The sequence below is a fragment of the Selenomonas sp. ND2010 genome, assembly GCF_000702005.1.
Classification (GTDB): domain Bacteria; phylum Bacillota; class Negativicutes; order Selenomonadales; family Selenomonadaceae; genus Selenomonas_A.
In genome coordinates this window covers 1-16,250 of record NZ_JNKI01000039.1, presented here as the reverse complement: position 1 = coordinate 16,250, position 16,250 = coordinate 1, and the positions used below count along the sequence as shown (strand labels likewise).

The window sequence follows — 16,250 nt, the reverse complement described above, 5'->3', positions numbered from 1 at the left end:
TTGCTGAATGTATCGAGGTCAGCCTATTACAAATGGGCAGCTGGGAAGATCAGCGACAGGATTTGGGAAAACAAAGCCATTGCTGAACTGGTGGAAAAAATCCACAATGAACGCCCGGACAAGGGCTATCGCCGCATAAACGATGACCTTCGGCACGACCACGGCATTCATGTAAATGACAAGCGTATCCTTAGGATATGCCGAAAGAAGAGCATTAAATCCACCATTAAATACCGCAGCCACGGCTGCACCATACATGCAAAAAATCCCCAATACATTGCAGAAAACCTGCTTTCCCGTAAATTCGATGCCGATACCCCAAATGAGAAATGACTGACCGATGTTACGGAATTCAAGTGGTACGAGGATTCTGTTGTGCATAAAATGTACCTGAGCGCCATCCTTGACATTTACGATAGGCGAATCGTATCCTTTGTCATAAGTGAGCATAACGACAACCCATTAGTATTCAAGACCTTTGATAAGGCGGTAAAAGGCAATCCAGATGCGCATCCGCTGTTCCACAGCGATAGAGGCTTCCAATATACGAACAGGAATTTCCACCACAAATTGGAGAAACAGGGAATGACACAAAGCATGTCCCGTGTAGCCCACTGCATTGACAACGGGCCCATGGAAGGATTCTGGGGAATTCTAAAGCGGGAGATGTACTATAGTAGGCGATTTACCAGCAAACACGAACTTATGCGTTCGATTGAAGCATACATTTATTATTACAACTACGAGCGTGTGCAACGTAACCTTGGTATCCTAACGCCGATAGAGAAACATACCTTGTATTTAGCCGCATAAAAAGGCCGGCAGACGAATCTGCCGACCAAAGAAATCTTATATTTTTTATTGTCCTCTTGACGGGGAGCAGTTCAGTCGCAGACCTTAAGCGGTTCGGCATCACGGAATTTACCCTTTCCTCCATCTACTCAAGCATCGTAAAAACAGCAGGACTTTCCAGCAGAACGGCTGTAGCCTTGAGGAAATGGAAGAAATCAAGGGGCATTGCAGGGATTTTGAAACCGGGGATTACGAAAAGGTGCCGGCCTTCAAATTCAAAGTAAACTGAATCCAAACCAAACGCCAAGAGGAGCCGCAAGGCTCCTTTTGAAGTATACACAAAAGTTATCCGGAAATCGCTTGCTATAAATTCGGTTTAGAGCGAATATACACATATCGAAAGGAACACTGGGTAGGCGAAGGAGGAAAACGAAATGAAGACAATTTACAAACTTGATGGAAAGAAAATCAGCAAGAAGGCTCTGGTCGAGAAAATGGGAGCCGAACGGGTCAAGAGAATGACCGAAGAAGCATGGGAAACAACCATGGAAGACCCTTGTATTTGCAATGACTTCTGGACGGGGGCCGGGATGCTGAACATTTCCTTCGAGGGATAAGGAGAGGGGAGCCGCAAGGCTCCTTTTTTCATGGGGGTGATTGATTGCGAAAACTGAAGGGCTACAAGCCTACGGAATTCATGGCAGAGGATTCTCATTATGACAAGGGGCTGCGGATTTTGCCGTGGCTTTCATCGAGAGTCTGTGCCACACCAAGGGCACATGGGCAGGAAAGCCTTTTGAGTTGATTGACTGGCAGGAGCGGATTATCCGCGACCTGTTCGACATCCTCAAGAAAAACGGCTATCGGCAGTTCAACACCGCCTATGTGGAAATTCCCAAGAAACTGGGCAAGAGCGAACTTGCGGCGGCTGTAGCACTCCTGCTTTGCTGTGGTGACGGGGAGGAGCGTGCCGAGGTGTACGGCTGCGCTGCTGACCGCCAGCAGGCTGGCATCGTTTTTGATGTGGCGGCTGACATGGTGAGGATGTGTCCTGCCCTTAATAAGCGGATGAAAATCCTTGCATCGCAAAAGAGGATGGTTTTTCAGCCAACCAACAGCTTCTATCAGGTGCTGTCGGCAGAGGCTTACTCCAAGCATGGCTTCAATATCCATGGTGTGGTATTTGATGAGCTGCATACCCAACCGAACAGAAAGTTATTTGATGTCATGACCAAAGGCTCTGGTGATGCCCGTATGCAGCCGCTGTATTTTCTGATTACCACGGCAGGAACGGACACGCAGTCCATCTGTTATGAAACGCATCAGAAGGCGTTGGATATTCTCGAAGGTCGCAAAATTGACCATACATTCTACCCGGTTATCTACGGAGCTAAGGAAGATGAAGATTGGACAAGTCCAGAGGTTTGGAAGAAAGCCAATCCTTCACTGGGCATTACCGTTGGCATAGACAAGGTACAGGCCGCTTGCGATTCAGCCAAGCAGAATCCGGGGGAGGAAAACTCCTTCCGACAGTTGCGTTTGAATCAATGGGTAAAGCAGTCCATCCGCTGGATGCCAATGCATAAGTGGGATGCCTGCGCATTTCCAGTTTCCGAGGATGAACTGGAAGGGCGCGTCTGCTACGGTGGGCTTGACCTTTCCAGCACCACGGATATCACGGCTTTTGTGCTAGTGTTTCCACCACTTGATGAGAGCGATAAATATATGGTGCTGCCACATTTTTGGATTCCAGAGGACAATGTGGATTTGCGAGTGCGCCGTGATCATGTGCCATACGATGTTTGGCAACGGCAAGGCAAATTGGAAACTACTGAAGGTAATGTGGTGCATTACGGCTATATCGAAAAGTTCATCGAGCGACTGGGCGAGCGGTTCAATATCCGCGAGATTGCCTTCGACCGTTGGGGAGCGGTGCAGATGGTACAGAATCTTGAGGGCATGGGCTTTACTGTAGTTCCCTTCGGACAGGGCTTTGCATCCATGTCACCACCGACCAAGAAATTGATGAAGCTGGTGCTGGAGGAGAAAATCGCTCATGGCGGTCATCCGGTGCTTCGTTGGAACATGGACAACATTTTCATCCGCACCGACCCTGCCGGGAACATCAAGGCAGACAAAGCAAAAAGCACGGAGAAGATAGACGGGGCGATTGCCCTCATCATGGCTCTTGACCGTGCGATCCGTTGCGGGAATGTGAACGGGGAAAGTGTGTATGAAAGTCGAGGATTGTTGGTGTTCTGACTTTGTTCGTTTAACGGCCCTGTCGAGGATATTTTAATTCACACCCAGTTGTTTAGCTCTATTAAAATCTTGTAGAGCTTGAGTTTCAGCACCAATTTTCCGATATGACATACCTCTCATTTTATAGGCTTTACCATGTTTAGTATTTAATAATATAGTTTGAGAGAAATTTTCGATTGCTGTTTGATAATCGGCCAAATGGTAACAATCTAATCCACGGTTATAGTAGGCTTCGGCATCATTGGGGTAGTAGTAAAGATACTTCGTATATTCCTCAACCGCAACAGAATGGTTGTTTAACTTGCTGTATGCATATCCCAAATGAAAGTGAACTCTATGCATTTCTCCATTTAATTCCAATGCATTTTTGAAATCTTGAATAGCATCGTTGAATTTTTCTATCCGTACATATGCAATGCCACGATTAAAATATGCAAGAGAAAAATTAGGCTTTATATCTATGGCCTTGTTATAATCTCTGATTGCAGATGAAAAATCCTTTAATTTGGCAAAGCATCTGCCTCGCATTTCATATTCTTGTGCTTGCCCGCCATAATTAATTGCTTGACTGAAAAATTGAATACCATTGGTGTAGTCTTTTTTTTCAAAACACGCACGGCCAGCAAAATAATTTAAATCAGATAAAACGGCAGATTCTGTTTCATTATCAATACCCACTTTATAATATTCCAAAGCAGTGTCATAACTTTTTCTTGCTGCCTCTATTCGCCCTAAAAAAATATTGGTGCGAACTAAGGTCGGGTCAATAGCATATGCTATTTCTAAATGTTGCCGTGCCTTCTCATAATCCTTCTGTTCGAAAAAGATTATACCTAAACGATTTTCTATTCGAGCAATAGCGTTCTGGTTGTTTTTATAAGTTTCCTTCAATTGAAAGCAGAGAGAAATTTGTGTATCAATGGGCTTCTCTCGCATATTTTTTATTGCAAGGTTTAGTTCATTAGGAACAGCTTTATATTCCTCATCGACTGTAGTTGCTTGACAAACGGACACTATAAAAAACATGAAAGAAACAATGAATATTGATGACAAAATTTTCTTCATGATTAACACCCTTAGTAACTGATTATAACTCGACCATCATCTTCTCTTGTATCTTGCTGTTTAGTAGATTGCTCTGTGCCATTTTCTGTGTCAATATCACCTATATACAATTCTGTCGGATTATCGGCATTATTGGTACGCACAGGAAAATCAGCCCCACCGGTGCAAAGTTCAATCAGATTAGGTTTATTTTGTCTAATCCAATAGTTACCACGCTTATTTGTCTCAATAAAAGCTACGCCTACAGCTGTACTGTTACCATCAAATCGCACCGCCACATCGACGGTAAAATTTTTCTCGTCAACTTCGTTTCTCAGTCTGTAATATACTTCGTTATCATCGTGAATTTCTTTGTTTTCTCGATATTTCTTGCTTTTCATTAGTGCATCAACCTCTTGGCGAGAGGCTCCCAAAATATGAGTAACCACTTTGTGGGTTGAGGCAACTGATGGAGACTGCTTTTCTTCTTCCATCTTGTGTGTAGATGCTTGCTCAGATACGTTAGCCTTTTTTTGAGTTTCAATCGAATTACTGCCGCCGCATCCGACTGCGACTAAAACAAAGACTAATGTTAATAAAATTGAAATTTTCTGTTTAATCCCCATATACAGTCTTCCCTTTATAACAATAATACTTATTCATTCACGTAATCTATTCTACAATGATACGGTTTTTCCTGCTTTTTTACTAAAAAACCTCCGAGGATTTCTCCCCAGAGGCCGTTTCTTACTCTGCTTTGTAATCCAAATCATTATCTAACAAGTATTCTTGGGGTCATTCTATTTCGATGAAAAAAATCCAATACGATACTTTTAATCTCCCTGTTACCTCTGATGGTAAAGTAGATTATTACTATATGCAAACATATATATCTGCTGTTCAAAAGATTGTTATAGCAGATGTAGTTAAGTACGCCGATGAGCAAATACGTTTAACCAATCATATAATACAGTCCAGATAAACTAACATATCTTAGAATAACAAAAGCCCCCGCCGAAATGACGGGGACGGGGTTGCTGGTGTTTTAGTTTAATATCTCGCCCAATTTGAGTCCGCCCCAGTAAACTTCTCATTGAGGGTCTTCATAAGCTCATCCTGGGAGAATTTCTTGCCGGTGGAAATCTGGGTGTAGGTGTTGTCCTTTAAAAGGCCGCCTTTGTCATGGGACTCAAAGCCCAGTCCCTTGAGGGCATCCCGCATGCTGTCAAAGTTCACGCCGCCGATGTCGTTGAACATATTCTTACACCCGGCCTGCGCCAGAAAACTGGCTACTTCCATGCTCTGGACATAAGTTCCCTCTGCTACCCCTTCCAGTTCCTGGTCATTCAGCTTGCGGTTTGCGAATTTCTTGTCTGCCATGATAAATCTCTCCTTTGTGAAATCCTTTGTTCGTTCCTCTTTGTTCTTTATACGCTTGAAATCGAAAAGTGTTACATGGTTTTTGAAAAAAATTTTAAGGAGCGTGATATTCATGAGTATTTTCAGTTGGCTGCTCCGCTCACGGGACAAGCCCAAGAACAGCTACCACTTCAGCGGCTGGCCGTTCGTCTTTGGCAAGTCTGCCGTCGGAGCCAAGGTCAACGAGTTCACAGCTATGCAGACCACGGCGGTTTACGCCTGTGTCCGCATCTTGGCTGAGTCCATTGCCGGACTACCGCTTCATGTCTATGAGTACAAAGGCCAGGGCAAGGAGCGTGTGCCGGGGCATCCGTTGTACTTCCTGCTCCATGATTCGCCCAATCCTGAAATGACCTCTTTTATATTTCGAGAGACAGCCATGATTCACCTGCTTTTATGGGGAAATTCTTATTCGCAGATAATCCGTGATGGTATGGGGCGAGTGGTGGGGATTTATCCGTTGTTGCCTGACCGCATGAGCGTTGACCGTGATGAGCATGGTGAGATTGTCTACACCTACACGCCTATGACGGATAGCAATCCCAAAATCAAAGGCGGTAGTCAGATAAAGCTACGGCGGCAGGATGTCCTGCATATTCCGGGGCTGGGCTTTGACGGTCTTGTGGGCTATTCACCAATTGTCATGGCACGTAATGCAGTAGGCATGACCTTGGCCTGTGAGGAATACGGCTCGTCCTTCTTCGCCAATGGGGCAAGACCAGGTGGAGTGCTCAAGCATCCGGGAGTTCTCAAAGACCCATCGAAATTCCGTGAAAGTTGGCAAGCTGTTTATGGTGGTACAGCCAACACGGGCAAGGTAGTGGTCTTGGAGGAAGTTGTGGATTATCAGCAGATATCCATACCGCCGGAGGAGGCGCAGTTCCTTGAAACTCGCAAATTTCAAATTGATGAGATTGCACGGCTCTATCGTGTGCCACCGCATATGATTGGCGACCTTGAAAAAAGCTCCTTCAATAACATTGAGCAGCAGTCATTGGAGTTCGTAAAATACACGCTGAATCCGTTGGTGGTGCGCTGGGAACAGTCCTTGCAGAAAGCCCTGCTCAATTTTACTGAGCAAAAAAGGTATTTCATCAAGTTCAATGTGGATGGTTTGCTCCGTGGTGACTATCAAAGTCGTATGGCTGGCTATGCAGTGGGCAGGCAGAATGGCTGGCTGTCAGCCAACGATATCCGCGAGATGGAGAACATGAATCCTATCATTGAGGAGGAAGGTGGCAATCTTTACTTAATCAATGGCAATCTATGTAAGCTCTGTGATGCAGGACTGTTTGGAAATAAAAAGGCACCGAGAATAAATCGGCGCCTTAAAATTATATGCCCAAAGTTCGATAAAAGCTTTCATCGATGACACGACGATATTCTTTTAACACTGGGCTATAGCCCATGGTGTCATTGAAGAATCGCATTTTATAAGCGGACACAAAAGCAACTTCAGCAGCATGAGGAACGAAGGGGTTACCTTCAGCATGGCTGTAATCATGATGAATGTTCCAATCCATCCAGCCATTTTGGCTGAGACATGCTACAGATTTCCAATCCCAATTATAGCGGAAGTAGGCAGTGAAGTTGCCAATGACCTTATATGGGCCACCTACATAGGTTTCATGCTTGCTCCAGTAATCATCGGAAAATTGAACCCGAATGATATTTATGGCAATTTGATAGTTGGGAGGGTTATAGTTTTGAACAACAACGGATGACCTGTCAGCATAAGTGCCAACGCCCATACCCCCATCGACACAGACATAATTGCCATTGCCGAGTGTATCGGGGTACAAACTTCCGGCACTGGCTAACATACATGGGAGTAGCAGAAGCATGGTAAAGAGCCATGCTTTTAGCATTTTTCGCATAGGTATTCTCCTTTCGTATATATAGACGATTTGGAATCGGGGTATAAATTCTAGGTTAATAATAAAATGTCCTGCAAAAATGCAGGAGGAGGCTTTAAAAATGAAGACAGACATGATGAGGTGGTTAGGTCCATCAAGGCTCGACACGCAAAGTCTGAACGTCTGGAGGGGGTTGCCCAGGCGCTTACTGCTCAGAGCGGAATCTTGACGAAGTTTGATGCGGGGCTTTTGGGAACGCTGGTAGACTTCATGACCGTATACAGCAAAGAGGATATCAGTGTAACATTCAAGGATGGGACAGAAATTCATATAAGTTAAGAATTGGCGCGGGCAAAGTCCCGTGCCAATTTTCTTGTATTCCCTTCTTATTTTATGGTAGAATGGATAATATGTGAGTTCGTAGAGGTTGCAACCAGATAAGGTATGCTCTGGGACATTGCCCCGAGGATACTGCAAAAGGCTCGGAACTTAGTCGTAGCAAGGCTTCTCGGTACTCGCACACGAATACACTTTTTTGAACCCCCTTTGGGCGTTTCAAAAGGGAAAAGTGTGTTTGTATCAAAATTATTCAACAAATGGGGGTTTTTGTTTGACAGCGATTACCTATGAATTGATTCGCAAGGATGAAAAGACGGGGGCGCGTGCGGGCATCATCCACACGCCGCATGGAAGTTTTCCTACTCCAATCTTTATGCCGGTGGGTACCCAGGCAACGGTAAAGGGTGTAAGCCCTGATGAGCTCAAGGACCTTGGTGCTGGTATCATCTTGTCGAATACATATCACTTATTCTTACGCCCAGGCATGGAGCTTATTAAAGAGGCTGGCGGCCTGCATAAGTTCATGCATTGGGATCGTGCTATTCTGACTGACAGCGGCGGGTTCCAGGTGTTCTCGCTCGGCGATTTGCGCAAGATTACCGAGGAGGGCGTAACCTTCCGCTCGCATATTGACGGGTCAAAGAAATTCCTGTCGCCAGAGGTATCCATGCAGGTGCAGATGTGCTTGGGCTCGGATATCGTCATGGCTTTCGATGAGTGCGTGCCGTATCCGGCGGACCACACCTATGCCTTGAAGTCGAGTGAGCGCACCCTGCGCTGGGCAGAGCGCTGCCAGAAGACGATGACGGCTCCGAACCAGGGGCTTTTTGGCATCGTGCAGGGCGGCATGTATAAAGACCTGCGTAAATGGCATGCCCAGGCCCTGGTCGACATGGACTTCCCTGGCTATGCGGTCGGTGGTCTCTCCGTGGGCGAGCCGCCGGAGCTCATGTATGAGATGCTCGACTACTCGACGTCGCTGCTGCCGGAGAACAAGCCGCGTTACCTCATGGGCGTCGGCACGCCGGACCATCTCGTCGAAGGTGTCATGCGCGGCATCGATATGTTCGACTGCGTCTATCCGACGCGCGTTGCCCGCAATGGCATGGCGATGACCTGGACGGGACGCCTCGTCATGAAGAATGCCCAGTTCACTCACGACCACAATGTCATGGAAGAGGGCTGCGGCTGCTATGCGTGCCGCAATGGCTATACGCGTGCGTATATCCGTCATCTGGTGCGTGCGGGCGAGATTTTCGGTCTGCGTCTTTTGTCGCTGCATAACCTCTACTTCTTGGAAGAGTTTGTGCGACGTATGCGCCAGTCCATCATCGATGGGAAGTTCACGGAGTTCCGTACGGACTTCTTGAATAACTATAACAAAAAGTAATTGAACGGAAGGAGTGGATTTTTATGAATCCGGAAATGGCAGCTGGCCTTGCTACTTGGGGGCCTATCGTCGTCATGATTGCAATCTTCTATTTTTTGCTGTATCGTCCGCAGAAGAATGCCCAGAAGCGCCGCATGAGCATGCTGGACAGCTTGGAAAAGAATAATAAGGTCATGACGATTGGCGGCATTTATGGGACGATTGTAGACCTTGATGATACGAAAGTAAAGCTCAAGATTGCGGAGAATACGGTCATTGAGGTGGCTCGCTCTTCAATCAATTCGAATCTTACGCAGGAGAAGTCAGCCTGACGATGGAGAGGGAGCCGGTAAAAGAGGCAAAGAAGGTCTTGCGGAAACGTGTTACAACTGCCCGCAAGGCATTGACGGACTCCTATCGCGCCACGGCCAGCAGTAAAATGCTGGATGCCGTTTGCCGGTTGCCGGTATACCGGTCGGCCCATACGGTGTTCCTTTATGCCTCGATGCCTGAGGAGGTTCAGTTATACGGACTGATGAGACAGGCATTGATGGATGGAAAGACGGTTTGTCTGCCGCTCATCACGGGAAAAGGGACAATGGAGGCGGTGTCGTTTTTTTCGCTGGATGATCTGGTGGCGGGGGACTACGGTATTTTGACCGTTGATCCGGCCAAACGAAAAATTGTTCCTGCCGAAGAAATCGATTTGATACTTGTTCCCGGAGCCGCGTTTGACCGTGAGGGAGGACGCCTTGGCCTAGGGGCGGGGTTCTATGACCGTTTTATGACCGAAAAAGCACCGCAGGGGTATCGTTGTGCCATGGCTTTTTCCTGCCAGCTGGTGAAAAAAGTTCCGATGGAGCCTCATGATGTGGCTGTGCAGTACATCATTACGGAGAACGAGGCCTTTGCCGTAAAGTAAAGTGAGTGGTTGTTATGGAAATCAAGATTGGTCTGGCAAAGACGGCCAAATATGCAAATGAAGTGTGTGGCGATTGCTGTGATATTGCGGAGCGCCCGCACGGTGGTATTTCGGCAATCATTGCCGATGGACAGGGGCATGGTCTTTCGGCGCATCATACCAGCAGCTGGGTAGTCAATAAGGCAGTACAGCTGATTTCAGATGGTGCCCGGGATGGAGCCGTAGCCCGTGCCGTTCATGACTATCTTTATGCCATGAAGGACAAAAAAGTATCCTGTACGCTGACGGTAGTCAGCGCAGATTTGGATACTGAGACGGCGGTTATCAGCCGCAACTCCAATTGTCCGGTCATCGTGAAGACTGAGGAATATGAATCGGTTTACGATGAGTCGGTGGAGCCGATTGGTGTCAACCGCCATATGAAGCCGCTGATGTATGAGATTCCACTGGAGGCGGGGATGCTTATCGTATCGTATACCGATGGCATCGACCATGCTGGCAGAAAGCGGAATGGACATGGCGCGGACTTTGGGAAAATCATGGAAATCATCCGCAAAAACAAGGCGGAGGATGCACAATTTATCGCGAAGAGCATTATGGATTATGCTTTGACATTGGATGCGGATAAAGCTTCGGATGATATGACTGTTCTGGTCATGGGGGTTACGGAAGGTTCGTCCAATCCCCCCCGTATTGAGCAGATTGAGGTCACATATCCCTATTGACAAAGGGGGCAAATGCTTTATGAGAATTGCAATTGTTGGTGTTTGTGCTTCGGGCAAGACAACGCTCGTTGCAGGCCTTAGAGCCGCAGGCTATGATGCGTATAATGTTGCACAGGAACATTCCTGTGTGCATGATTTCTGGGCCAAAAAGAATCCTGACATGTTGGTCATGATCGATGCCACCATGCCGGCCATCCACAAGCGCCGAAAGGTGTATTGGGATGAGAACCGATTGATATCCCAGCACAAAAAACTGGCGGATGCCAGAGCCCATGCAGATCTCTATATCCAGACGGATTCGTATAATGCGGATGAAGTCCGGGAAAAAGTAATTGCCTTTATCAAAAAAAAGGAAGCCGGTAAATCTGCGTGATTTACCACGTTTGCTTTTACATAATAAAGTAAATCTGGGAGCGAGGCTCCCACAAGAAAGGGTTGAATCCGTTGAGAAAAGACAATCTCATCAAACTGATTGTCTGCGTTGTTGCTATCATCGGCATTTTTGTCGCTTTCGTCAAACCCCTGGCATTTTCGATTCGCCAGGGACTTGACCTGCAGGGCGGCACGCATGTCGTACTCGAGGCAGAGGACACAGACATCGCAAAGGTCAATGATGACGCCATGAACCGCGTTGTCACCATCATGGAGAAGCGTGTCAACGCTTTGGGGCTTACGGAGCCGATTATCCAGCGCGAGGGAGAACGCCGCGTTATCATCGAGCTGCCGGGTGTCAAGGACCCAGATGCCGCTATCAAGACGATTGGTAAGACGGCAATGCTCGAGTTCAAAGACGAAGAGGGCAATACGGTACTTACGGGTACGGATCTTAAAGATGCCCAGGCTGCTACGAATCAGCAGAGTGGCCAGCATGTCGTAAATCTCGAGTTCTCTGATGAAGGGGCCAAGAAATTTGCGGATCTCACGACGAAAAATGTCGGCCGCACCATTGCCATCCTGCTTGATGGTGAAGTGCTGACGGCACCGAATGTCCGCGAGCCGATCCTTGGCGGCAAGGCCGAGATTTCCGGTCAGAAGACGCTCGAGGAGGCTCAGCAACTCGCGGTTGTCCTCAGAAGTGGTGCGTTGCCGGTTAAGGTCAATATCATTGAGACGCGTACGGTCGGCCCGTCCCTTGGTCAGGATTCCAAGGACAAGTCCACGTTTGCGTTTGCCGTTGGCATTGGCGCTGTCCTCGTATTCATGATTCTGTTCTATCGACTGTCGGGCTTCATTGCTGACGTGGCCCTTATGGCTTACACGATTATGCTGCTGGGGCTCTTGTATCTGCTCGATGCTACGTTGACGCTGCCGGGCGTTGCCGGTATTATCCTGTCGATTGGTATGGCCGTCGATGCGAACGTCCTGATTTTTGAGCACTTCAAAGAGGAGTATCAGATTCAGGGCAAGACGCTACGTCTGTCGATGGATGCAGGCTTCAAGCGTGCATTCACGACGATTTTTGACTCGAACATCACGACGATTATCGCCGCTGGTGTCCTGTTCTTCCTCGGTACTGGTACGATTCGCGGCTTTGCCATTACGCTGGGACTTGGTACGATTCTGTCGATGTTTACGGCCATCACCCTGTCGCAGTACATGTTGAAGCTCATGATTAACTCAAAGATTGCAGAGTCCCCGAGCGCTTATGGCGCCAATGGCTATATGCTTTGGAAGAAGGAGGACCTGAAACATGAATAAACTCAATTTAGCAGGACATAGAAATATTTTCTTCCTCCTTTCAGCTATCATCATTGCCGCAGGTATTGCCTGCATGTGCATCCGCGGCTTCAACTTCGGCATTGACTTTACGGGCGGTACGATTATCGACCTCAAATTCGAAAAGCCGGTAACGATTGCTGAGGTTCGCTCGAGCCTGGCCAAATACAATCTCGAAGGCTCGACGATTCAGCTGTCGGGCGAGAATGGGGCTGCAACGGATGCAACCGTGGGTGAGAACGTCATGATTCGCACGGTGGATCTCGAGGAAGACCAGCGTAAGGATGTTATGGCAACGCTCAAAACGGATGTGGCCGATTACCAGGTACTGCGTGAGGAAAAGGTTGGCGCTACCATCGGCGGTGAGCTCATCACCAATGCGGTATTGGCGCTGGTCGTTTCGTGGGGACTTATCATCCTTTACGTTGCTTATCGTTTCGAATGGCGCTTCGGCGTTGCGGCTGTCCTTGCATTGATTCACGATATTCTCATCGTGCTGGCAGTATTCTCCTTTACGCAGCGTCAGATTGACTCGTCGTTCATTGCGGCGCTCTTGACGGTCGTTGGTTACTCGATTAACGATACCATCGTTATCTTCGACCGCATCCGTGAGAACCTCAAGCTGCACTTCCGCCGTGGCGGCAATATCGATACGCTGGTCAATACGTCGATTTTCCAAACGCTGACGCGCTCGCTGTACACGGTCTTCACGGTTATGTTCACGACGTTTGCCCTCTACTTCTTCGGCGGCGACACGACGAAGGATTTCGCCTTCGCCCTGCTCGTCGGCTTTGGCTGCGGCTGCTATTCGTCCATCTTCATCGCCAGCCCGCTGTGGATTGTCTTCCGCAACTGGGGCGAGAAAAAACATAAAGTAAAAGCTGTAACGGAATAAAACAGCAACAGAAGCCTTCCCGGCAGGGAGGGCTTTTTTTATGGAGAATTAACTTGTTTTTAAACTAACGCGCACATAATAGCAAGTGGTGATGGATTATGAAAGAATATACAAGTGCAGGAAAAAGGTGGTTATTGCAAGTAGGAGGTGGTTTGCTGCTCATCATGCTGCTTGTTTCGCATTGGGCAGCAGCGGCAGTTCCTGCGCCGCCGACGACGGATATATATGTGCTGGATAACGCACAGTTGATGCAGGCGGAAGATAGAGAAAGACTCCTTGCGCTTGGGGAAGAGTTAGATAGGCGCTTTGGCGCGCAATTGGTAGTGGTAACTGTGAATTCCCTAGAAGGAGAGGCAATAGAGCCTTATGCGAACCGATTGTTTTGTTCCTGGGGCATAGGCGATGCGGAAAAGAATAATGGTGTATTGCTTCTCATAGCAAAAGAAGATCGCAAGTTTCGAATTGAGGTCGGTTATGGGCTGGAGGATGCGATTACCGACGAGGAGGCACAGCAAATACTCGCAGAGTTGGTACCTGATTTTCGCGAGGGAAACTATTCGCAAGGTATCTGCTATGCCTATCAGAGGTTGGCTCAGGCGATATATACGGCGTATGGGGAAAACATGCCGGAGGATTTGCTGAAGTCGGATAAGCATACTAGACACGAAAAACTGATCGGTGGAATCGTTACTGTTGGTGTGATGGTTCTGTTGTCGTTGGTGGTTTGTTTTTGGGCTAAGATTATGGATTGGCTGTTATCGTTACTTGCTACGTTATGCTCAATTATCGTTAATGCCTTTTTGTATGTTGTTCCGATTTGGTGTGGAGGCGCTCCGTCCTTTCATTGGAAGGAGGTTCATTTTTTTCGGCGAATGACTTCGCGGGACAACTGCTATGGTGGTTCAAGAATTGATGGTGGTGGTTTTGGAAATTCTGGTGGCTTTGGCGGCGGAAGTTCTGGTGGTGGTGGCGCTTCCGGTGGCTGGTAAGCGATAATTTTACTTGAAAGAGCAGGATTTTTGGGAAATAGCGCGAACTCCTCTCTGTATAGTTTTTTTGTATTTTGAGGAGGTTCTTATGGATTTTTCGACATACTTGAAACAATATCCGAATGAGGAGGGGCGTTTTGGCAAGTTTGGTGGAGCGTATTTGCCGGAAAAGCTCGTCCCGGCTTTTGAAGAAATTACTCAGGCTTATATGACCATCTGTCATTCTTCTCAGTTTGTCAATGAGTTGCGAAGAATCCGCAAGGAGTTCCAGGGACGGCCAACGCCGGTTTATCATTGCGAACGACTGTCGCGCAAGCTGGGTAACTGTCAGATTTATTTAAAACGTGAAGACCTCAATCACACGGGGGCGCATAAGCTCAATCACTGTATGGGCGAAGGTCTTTTGGCAAAGTTTATGGGGAAAAAGCGCATCATTGCCGAAACTGGTGCGGGGCAGCATGGTGTGGCCTTGGCTACGGCAGCGGCTTTTTTTGGCCTGGAATGTACGATTTACATGGGTGAGGTGGATATTGCCAAACAGGCACCCAATGTAGCCCGGATGAAAATTTTGGGCGCAAATGTTGTGCCGGTAACCCATGGATTGAAAACGTTAAAGGAGGCTGTTGATGCAGCCTTTGCTGATTATCTGGAAAATTATAAAGACACGATTTATTGCATTGGTTCTGCCGTGGGGCCGCATCCGTTCCCGCTCATGGTGCGAGATTTTCAGACTATCGTGGGAATTGAGGCCAGAGAGCAGTTCCAGCAAATGATGGGCTTTTTGCCAGATGTGGTGACCGCTTGTGTGGGTGGTGGCAGCAATTCCATTGGCATGTTTGTGCCGTTTTTGAATGATCCTGTAGAAATTGTGGGCGTCGAACCGTTAGGGCGTGGCAGTAAGATGGGGGATCATGCAGCTTCGATGACCTATGGCTCTGAGGGTGTTATGCATGGCTTTGACAGTATTATGTTAAAAGATGAAAATGGCGACCCGGCGCCGGTTTATTCGGTGGCCAGTGGCTTGGACTATCCATCGGTAGGACCAGAGCATGCTCTGCTGCGGGAGGAAGGCCGCGTGAAGTATGATTCGGTTACCGATGAAGAGGCCATCGATGCATTCTTCAAGCTTTCCCGCTACGAGGGGATAATTCCGGCGCTCGAAAGTGCACATGCTGTGGCGTATGCCATGCGCCGTGCCAAGGAGATGAAGACTGGTTCAATCCTGGTCAACCTTAGCGGTCGTGGTGATAAGGATCTTGATTACGTCATTGAGCATTATGGTCTGGGAGAAGACCATCGCGATTTTTAAATCAATCGGAAACGGGAGCTGGCAAATTCGCTTGAACTGTTGGCAGGTTCCATGATAAACTATAAATAGGAGAGCGTTACATACGTGATAGAGTCCTTAGGTTTATGTGTATTAGCCTAAGGGCTCTTTTATTTTTTTTATTTTATTATTGAAAATAATTATCAAGTGTGGTATATTATGTACAGGCTTTCGTTAAAGCTCTCCTAAAATCTGCTAACAGTTGTCAAGCACTTTTTGTTTAACACTGATAGCAGGCTCCTAAAATATAATACACAGCACAAAAGGTCTCGTACTGCTCATGCGAGGCCTTTTGTGTTTCTATTTTTTAATTTACTTGTTAGATTTTTCTGATATCTATTTTGGATATAATCATTTTCTCTATACACCTCTTTTACACGAGCATAATAGATCCGAAGAAACTTATTCAGCCCTGCAATTTTTGCTACGGCCTTATTCTTGCCTTCTTTTTCCTTTTTAAGGATAAAATCGTATACCTGACTATCATTTGGCGCTGAATGACATTTTAGACAGCGCATTACCTCATATCCAATCTTCCTCAAATTAGATGAGCCTCTTTTTGATATATGTCGTTCTGTCCCTGTAAACTTTCCTG

General features: G+C 47.3%; 18 protein-coding genes and 2 pseudogenes. 15 read left to right on the top strand and 5 right to left on the bottom strand.

Annotated elements, in window-relative coordinates; genetic code table 11:
- The 4 genes and pseudogenes from T504_RS14830 to T504_RS13665 form a co-directional block, all read left to right on the top strand.
- A partial coding sequence (locus T504_RS14830; protein ID WP_197018715.1) for an IS3 family transposase occupies window positions 1-333 on the top strand: 333 nt, incomplete at its 5' end.
- Complete coding sequence (locus T504_RS14825; RefSeq protein ID WP_255327126.1) at window positions 334-813, top strand: DDE-type integrase/transposase/recombinase; 480 nt, start codon at window positions 334-336, stop codon at window positions 811-813. It begins immediately after the preceding gene.
- Between the two features lie 413 nt (window positions 814-1,226).
- The gene (locus T504_RS0111195; RefSeq protein WP_033171166.1) at window positions 1,227-1,409 is read left to right on the top strand and encodes a hypothetical protein; all 183 of its coding nucleotides are present in this window, start codon (window positions 1,227-1,229) and stop codon (window positions 1,407-1,409) included.
- A 44-nt stretch (window positions 1,410-1,453) separates the two neighbouring features.
- Window positions 1,454-3,054 (top strand): annotated as a pseudogene (locus T504_RS13665) (terminase large subunit).
- Between the two features lie 33 nt (window positions 3,055-3,087).
- Here the strand turns inward: T504_RS13665 and T504_RS0111185 are convergent.
- The 3 genes from T504_RS0111185 to T504_RS0111175 all read right to left on the bottom strand — a co-directional run bounded on the left by T504_RS0111185 (window position 3,088) and on the right by T504_RS0111175 (window position 5,478).
- The gene (locus T504_RS0111185) at window positions 3,088-4,119 is read right to left on the bottom strand and encodes a tetratricopeptide repeat protein (protein ID WP_033171165.1); all 1,032 of its coding nucleotides are present in this window, start codon (window positions 4,117-4,119) and stop codon (window positions 3,088-3,090) included.
- A gap of 11 nt (window positions 4,120-4,130) precedes the next feature.
- Window positions 4,131-4,724, bottom strand: a complete 594-nt coding sequence (locus T504_RS0111180) for a hypothetical protein (protein ID WP_033171164.1) — start codon at window positions 4,722-4,724, stop codon at window positions 4,131-4,133.
- Between the two features lie 424 nt (window positions 4,725-5,148).
- The gene (locus T504_RS0111175) at window positions 5,149-5,478 is read right to left on the bottom strand and encodes a hypothetical protein (RefSeq protein ID WP_156033531.1); all 330 of its coding nucleotides are present in this window, start codon (window positions 5,476-5,478) and stop codon (window positions 5,149-5,151) included.
- Between the two features lie 112 nt (window positions 5,479-5,590).
- Here T504_RS0111175 and T504_RS0111170 point away from each other — a divergent pair, with 112 nt between their 5' ends.
- Entirely contained in the window at window positions 5,591-6,889 is a 1,299-nt protein-coding gene (locus T504_RS0111170) for a phage portal protein (protein ID WP_081823441.1), read from the top strand.
- On the opposite strand, the gene T504_RS13970 is transcribed toward T504_RS0111170, so the two are convergent.
- Window positions 6,852-7,394, bottom strand: a complete 543-nt coding sequence (locus T504_RS13970; protein ID WP_051635342.1) for a hypothetical protein — start codon at window positions 7,392-7,394, stop codon at window positions 6,852-6,854. The two genes, T504_RS0111170 and T504_RS13970, sit on opposite strands and share 38 nt — an antisense overlap.
- Before the next feature lie 66 nt (window positions 7,395-7,460).
- Here T504_RS13970 and T504_RS0111160 point away from each other — a divergent pair, with 66 nt between their 5' ends.
- The 10 genes from T504_RS0111160 to trpB all read left to right on the top strand — a co-directional run bounded on the left by T504_RS0111160 (window position 7,461) and on the right by trpB (window position 15,637).
- Window positions 7,461-7,712: a hypothetical protein gene (locus tag T504_RS0111160; RefSeq protein ID WP_156033530.1), complete on the top strand. Its 252-nt coding sequence runs from the start codon at window positions 7,461-7,463 to the stop codon at window positions 7,710-7,712.
- A gap of 271 nt (window positions 7,713-7,983) precedes the next feature.
- Window positions 7,984-9,102, top strand: coding sequence for a tRNA guanosine(34) transglycosylase Tgt (gene tgt / locus T504_RS0111155; protein WP_033171161.1), 1,119 nt, complete (start codon window positions 7,984-7,986; stop codon window positions 9,100-9,102).
- A gap of 23 nt (window positions 9,103-9,125) precedes the next feature.
- A complete protein-coding gene (gene yajC, locus T504_RS0111150) occupies window positions 9,126-9,413 on the top strand; it encodes a preprotein translocase subunit YajC (RefSeq protein ID WP_033171160.1) in 288 nt (95 codons plus the stop codon).
- Window positions 9,414-9,415: 2 nt separating this feature from the next.
- Complete coding sequence (locus T504_RS0111145) at window positions 9,416-10,003, top strand: 5-formyltetrahydrofolate cyclo-ligase (protein ID WP_033171159.1); 588 nt, start codon at window positions 9,416-9,418, stop codon at window positions 10,001-10,003.
- Between the two features lie 14 nt (window positions 10,004-10,017).
- Window positions 10,018-10,728, top strand: coding sequence for a PP2C family protein-serine/threonine phosphatase (locus T504_RS0111140; RefSeq protein WP_033171158.1), 711 nt, complete (start codon window positions 10,018-10,020; stop codon window positions 10,726-10,728).
- A gap of 19 nt (window positions 10,729-10,747) precedes the next feature.
- On the top strand, window positions 10,748-11,101 hold the full coding sequence (locus T504_RS0111135) for a hypothetical protein (RefSeq protein ID WP_033171157.1): 354 nt from the start codon (window positions 10,748-10,750) through the stop codon (window positions 11,099-11,101).
- Window positions 11,102-11,190: 89 nt separating this feature from the next.
- Window positions 11,191-12,426 carry a protein translocase subunit SecD gene (secD, locus tag T504_RS0111130; RefSeq protein ID WP_173663863.1) on the top strand — a complete coding sequence of 412 codons (1,236 nt, stop codon included), beginning with the start codon at window positions 11,191-11,193 and terminating at the stop codon, window positions 12,424-12,426.
- Window positions 12,419-13,339, top strand: a complete 921-nt coding sequence (gene secF / locus T504_RS0111125; RefSeq protein WP_033171156.1) for a protein translocase subunit SecF — start codon at window positions 12,419-12,421, stop codon at window positions 13,337-13,339. The genes secD and secF overlap by 8 nt, the downstream gene beginning before the upstream one ends.
- Before the next feature lie 98 nt (window positions 13,340-13,437).
- Window positions 13,438-14,328: a TPM domain-containing protein gene (locus T504_RS14820; protein WP_072022738.1), complete on the top strand. Its 891-nt coding sequence runs from the start codon at window positions 13,438-13,440 to the stop codon at window positions 14,326-14,328.
- 88 nt (window positions 14,329-14,416) lie between these two features.
- On the top strand, window positions 14,417-15,637 hold the full coding sequence (gene trpB / locus T504_RS0111115) for a tryptophan synthase subunit beta (RefSeq protein WP_033171154.1): 1,221 nt from the start codon (window positions 14,417-14,419) through the stop codon (window positions 15,635-15,637).
- 296 nt (window positions 15,638-15,933) lie between these two features.
- On the opposite strand, the pseudogene T504_RS0111110 reads toward trpB, so the two are convergent.
- Window positions 15,934-16,250, bottom strand: a pseudogene (locus T504_RS0111110) (hypothetical protein); the annotation flags it as partial.